Source organism: Algoriphagus sp. (assembly GCF_024642405.1).
Classification (GTDB): Bacteria; Bacteroidota; Bacteroidia; order Cytophagales; family Cyclobacteriaceae; genus Algoriphagus.
The window spans coordinates 1-5,667 of the sequence record NZ_JAHEBC010000246.1; the positions used below are offsets into that span (position 1 = coordinate 1).

A 5,667-nucleotide genomic window follows, 5' to 3' on the forward strand; every position below is an offset into this window, starting at 1 on the left:
TAGTAATTAGCTGGGATCGAATTTTTGAAGTTACTAAGAATAGGGTAGGTGATTAAGAAATAAAGCATTTTGGTATAACTCTTTCTGGCGAAGATTCACCTTTTTTATCTTCTTAGCGAAACCATAATTTGGTTCTTATTTTGAGAGTCAGCTTTATAAATTAGTATTATATTTAAGCAAATTGTTATTAAATAATATCCCCTATGTCAATTTTGAAGTTATTGAAAGAAGCCCCTTATTTTAAGGACTTAAATGATGATGTTTTTAATGATTTACAAAATAGGTGGAAACTGGTAGAGATTAAGTGCGGGCATGCACTTTTACAACAAGGTGATTCTTCCGAAGAGGCTTATATATTGCTAGAAGGCCGACTGCGTGCAATTCTTGAAATTGAAGGCCAAGAAAGTGAAGTTTTAGGAGAGATCGCTCGAGGTGAAGTAGTAGGGGAAATGGGAGCAGTTTTTGGAACAAAACGCAATGCCACCATTATTGCAGTTAGAAATTCCACGTTGCTTCAGTTGGGTAAAAATGATTTTCTTCAGCTTTTGAAGGAACAGAAAAACACATCTCTTGACTTTATAAAAACTATCGTAAATAGGACAAAACGATCTTTTGTTCCTAACCACAGAATTACTACTGTCGCATTTATTCCACTTTCCCAAAATGTTTCCGTTGAAGGGTTTTTTGAAAGTTTAAATCAAGCGGTAGAAAAGTATTCAAGTGTCCGCCATTTATCTTCCCAAATTTTACAATCTGAGTCAAATGGATCAATTCCTCTGAATGAGGAACATGCTTTGAAGGAAGTCCTAATTCGATATGAAGATAATTATTCATTAGTCATTTATCAGGCAGATGACCAATGGAATAAGTGGACTGAAACTTGTTTGGCTAGAGCTGATAAAATAATTTGGCTGGCTGATTCCAGTCAACAATCAGATCCTACCATTTTTGAAAATCGTGTTACTCAGGCTTGTCTTTCTTTAAATCATGCGGATCATGAATTGGTTTTATTACATCCATCTAAGGAAAATTACCCAAAAAACACCATGCAATGGTTAAAAAAACGCAAGCTCAGCAAGCATTACAATGTAGCAAGGAATAATCTAGGAGATATACAGCGGTTGGCTCGTTTTTTAACTGGGAATGCGATTGGAGTAGCGTTGAGTGGAGGTGGAGTGCGTTCATCTGTGCAGATGGGGATACTTCAAGCAATGATGGAAGGAGGTATTCCAGTAGATATTATTGGAGGTACATCAGGAGGCGCATTGATTGGGGGAGGTTTCTCCCAAATCACTGATCCAAAAGAATTCCTTCCAATAGTAAAAGAAGCGAATGATAAATTTAAGAAGGCTAGGAAGCTAACCGTGCCATTAGTCTCACTTTTTTCCGGGAATAATTTTACTAAGGCGATTAAGACAGTTTCACATGGTCGGAATATTGAAGATCTTTGGATTGATTTCTTCTGTCTTTCACTAAGTTTAGTGAAAGGGAAATTAGTCGTACATAGAACAGGGCCTCTTTGGGAGGCGATTCGAGCAAGTACTGCAGTAAACGGAATTATTCCACCTTTTATGAAAGATGGAGATTGTTTAGTCGATGGAGGATTAGTAAATGCCTGTCCGACGGATATGCTCGCTAAGTTGGGAGCAGGAAAATCCATTGCTATTATTGCTTCCAGTAAAAGTGGGATTTCTATGGGTAAGCCCTTTTCACCTCACACGTCTGGATGGAGCATATTACTCCAAAAATTAAATCCTTTTAATCGAGAGAAAATCAGTCCGAGTTTAGCGACGAATATATTACAGACCATGTATATCGCTTCGGATCATCTCCAATATCGCATTTTTGCAGATGCTCCGGTTGATTTATTCATCCATCCACCGATTGATGAATTTCAAAGTATGGATGTGGATTCTGGGGTTGGGCTCGTTGAGTTTGGTTATAAATATGGTCTTTCTCAAATAGAGAAATGGAAAGAAGAACTAGGAATAATGGATGAATCAAAAACCACTAATGAGTAACTTTCCTTTCAGTCCTATCAGTCCTTGGTTGAATGAACCAGAAAATATTCAACCTTCGCTTAACCAAGATATATCGGTTGATGTGGTCATCGTTGGCGGGGGGTATACAGGATTATACACTGCTCTTGAACTAAGGAAAGCAGGGATGTCCGTTGCAGTGTTAGAGCAAGAATTTTCTGGTTCTGGAGGCAGTGGACGAAACTCTGGATATGTGGATGGTTTAATCGGTAAAGACTTTCCTTCACTTTTAAAATTGTATAAGATTGAGCGAGCGAGGGAATTGTGCGACTTTGCAATGGAGGCAGTTAGGAAGCTGGAAGATTTTATTAAAAAAAATCACATTGCCTGTGAATATGTGCCCAATGGAAATATTATGGCGGCCGTGCACCCAGATCAGATCAAAAGACTAAATAAAGTAGCCCGTGCAAGTGAGGCTTTAGGGATGGATTTCACCTATTTGGGACCGGAAGCCATGCAGGAGCGAGGAGTTCCGTCTTCTTTTGTTGCAGGAATTTTTGATTCAGTGGGAGGTACCTTGAATCCAGGATTATTGATCAATGGGATTCGGAAACTTGCGATTGAAAATGGAGTCCAGTTATTCGAAAAGACAAAAGTATTAAATCTGACAGATAGCCAGCCGGTAAGAGCATATTGTGAGAAAGGAGTTGTAACTGCCAAATCTGCTGTTATTGCTACCAATGCATACTCTAATGAACTGGGATGGAAAAAGAGAATGGTCACGCCAATTTATGCTGCCATGTGTGAAACGGAGCCATTGACTCCAGATCAACGCTCTGCCTTGGGATGGACTGGTAGGGAAGGAATATATACAGCTCATGAGCAGCTAGAAAATTACCGGCTGACTGCCCGCAATACCATCATCACAGGAGGTAAATATGTCAAAATTCCATTTGGATTTCAGGCATCAGGTTCAACTTATATTCCTGATCTGTTTAAGAAAATAGAAATGATCTTCCGGGAACGATTTGTAGATTATGCTGACCTTAAAGTACAGACCTTCTGGGGTGGCTGGATAGGAATGAGCCTGGATTTTATGCCCGTAATTGGTACCACAGGCAAACATCGAAACATTCATTATGGACTGGGATTCTCAGGCCATGGAATTCCACAAACTTTGTTGATTGGTGAGCTTCTTGCTGCTCAGATTCAAGGCCTACAACATCCATTGGCAAAAGTTCTAAAAAGAAGAGCTTTCCCTGCTCCTCCAGAACCGTTTAAATGGTTGGTCGCGAAGACCCTTTCAGGAGTATTTTCAACTTTGGATTCCATTACTGATAGAAAAGTGCGGCAATTAAAACACTAAATTTTTTGACTGCTCAGAATTTTCTATTGATTCGAAGGAAGATTGCCCAACCAATGAAAATCAATAATGAGGCAGTGATAAAAGGGATGTTATAATTGATCGCAAATAAGGTTCCAGCTATAAAAGGAGGAATAACTTCACCTAGTGACTGCATGGATTGGTTGATGCCCAGCATTTCTCCTTGTCGTTCCTCACCTGCTTTAGAGGAAACTACAGTAGCAAGATTCGGCATAATTATCCCTTGGAAAATGGCAATAAAAGGGGAGATAAGGTAAAGCCAGGATGATTTGCTAGGAAGTAAAACTGCTAGAAGTGAAAAACCTAAAAGCAATACACAAATCGTTAAAAGCTTTTGGGGTCGAAAACGATCGGCTAGAATACGGACAATGCCACCTTGGGTAATGGCAAACCATAAACCAATCCAGCAATAAAGTAAACCGATATCCATTTCAGAAAAGGCAAATTTTTGGATTAAGAATACTGCATAAAATTGAGTGAATAGAGAAAATCCTATGGATAAAAGTAGGACAACGGTAAAAGTCCCTCTCAGGTCAGGCATAGAAAAGGAGTAGACAATATTACGAAGTGCCATAAATAAACTGAATTCGGATTCTTGCTTGTTTTTTATCGTCTCTGAAAAGAAGAAATACACCACGATAAGATTAACAAATGCCAATATGGCCGCAAACCAAAATGGCGTGTCAGAGCGAAACCAACTTACTATCGTATTGTCTCCTAAAAATCCTCCAAGTGCTGGACCTAGGATAAATCCTATACCAAAAGCCATTCCTGCAAGTCCAAAATTCTTAGTTTTTTCTTGCTTCTCACTAATGTCAGAAATAGCTGACATAGCAATAGATACATTTCCTCCAGCAAAACCAGGTAATAAGCGGCTAAAAAATAAAAGCCAAAGACTTTTTATTATAATCGCCCATGCAAAGAATAAATAACCGGCAAATACGCCAATGATGGACAGAATTAATGTTGGTTTTCTTCCATATCTATCTGACAGAGCACCCAAAATAGGGGCACCGAAAAATTGCATTAAAGGGTAACAACCCACCAATAATCCAAACATAACAGATCGATAGGTCTCACTAGCCATTTCTGGTAGGATTGAACTATCGGGTTGAAAAAATAGAGCCGGCATTACTGGAATAATGATGCCTACACCAAGCATATCCAAGAATACGGTTAGTATAATAGCTGCTAATGGTGAGACTATTTTCTTATTTCTAACCGGCATTGTTGCATATTTCTTTTCCAATATTGTGAACAGATTGAAATTTAGCAAAAAGTCAAGAAATCTATATTTTGATTATTCTTCATTTCATGAAGATAGGTTAGATAAGTTGAGTTTTCTAACTCATTACGCTGATCGTTTTGAGTTAATTATGTTTCAGTCTTTCTGTATACAAATTATCGTGAAGAGGCTTTTAAACAAGTATTAATAATTTTCTTTCAATAATGTCGCTCTATTTTGGGAATATCTAATTCTCCTTCTTAGCTTCCATTTTAATTTTTGTAATAGGTTTTCATGAAAAGTAGAAGGGAATTTCTTCAAAAGTTATCCTTGGGAACATTGGCTCCTGGTCTTCTTGGTTTTAAATCAAAAATATCTTCTATAAACCCAATTAATCATCGGCTTAAAGGAGATGATTTTTGGGAAAATGTTAGAGAGCAATTTCCACTTACCCGAAATAGGGTATACATGAATAATGGTACTTTTGGTCCATCTCCAACTCCGGTTTTAGAAGCTTTGAAAAATTCATTTGATGAAACAAATACCATCGGAGAATATGGCCAAATTAATCCCCTGAGAGGAAAATTGGCAGAATTTGTCAGAATCAAAGAAGCTGAAATTTCACTGACTCATAATACTACGGAAGGAATAAATATCATGGTTTGGGGCTTGCCCTTAAAAGCAGGTGACGAAGTAATTATTACCTATCATGAACATGCAGGAAATGCGATTCCTTGGTTGAACCGAGCCAAATTAGATGGTGTGGTGCTTATACCTTTTGAACCTGCACTTACTCAATCAGAAAATCTTGATCTGATCAAAAAGTTGGTGACGCCAAGAACGAAAGTAATTGCTGTTCCTCATGTTACTTGCACGACTGGATTAGTGATGCCAATCAAAGAGATTTCTGAATTTGCCAAGAACAAAGGAATTTATACTGCAATTGACGGGGCTCATGGAGCCGGAACATTTGATTTAAATTTAAAAGAACTTGGTGCTGATTTTTATGCAAGCAGTTATCATAAATGGGTGTTAGGTCCAAATGGATCAGGATTCCTTTATGTAAATGAGGAGTTGTT

General features: G+C 38.1%; 4 protein-coding genes. 3 read left to right on the plus strand and 1 reads right to left on the minus strand.

The window, feature by feature from the left end; genetic code table 11:
- Positions 1–203: 203 nt before the first annotated feature.
- Together Q0L68_RS15255 and Q0L68_RS15260 are read left to right on the plus strand one after the other, a co-directional pair.
- On the plus strand, positions 204–2,021 hold the full coding sequence (locus Q0L68_RS15255; RefSeq protein WP_296704900.1) for a cyclic nucleotide-binding and patatin-like phospholipase domain-containing protein: 1,818 nt from the start codon (positions 204–206) through the stop codon (positions 2,019–2,021).
- Positions 2,014–3,345 carry an FAD-dependent oxidoreductase gene (locus Q0L68_RS15260; RefSeq protein ID WP_296704901.1) on the plus strand — a complete coding sequence of 444 codons (1,332 nt, stop codon included), beginning with the start codon at positions 2,014–2,016 and terminating at the stop codon, positions 3,343–3,345. Before Q0L68_RS15255 ends, Q0L68_RS15260 begins: the two co-directional genes overlap by 8 nt.
- 13 nt (positions 3,346–3,358) lie before the next feature.
- Here Q0L68_RS15260 and Q0L68_RS15265 read toward each other — a convergent pair whose 3' ends face one another.
- The gene (locus tag Q0L68_RS15265; RefSeq protein WP_296704903.1) at positions 3,359–4,612 is read right to left on the minus strand and encodes an MFS transporter; all 1,254 of its coding nucleotides are present in this window, start codon (positions 4,610–4,612) and stop codon (positions 3,359–3,361) included.
- Between the two features lie 270 nt (positions 4,613–4,882).
- Between Q0L68_RS15265 and Q0L68_RS15270 the strand changes: the two genes are divergently transcribed.
- A partial coding sequence (locus Q0L68_RS15270; protein ID WP_296704905.1) for an aminotransferase class V-fold PLP-dependent enzyme occupies positions 4,883–5,667 on the plus strand: 785 nt, incomplete at its 3' end.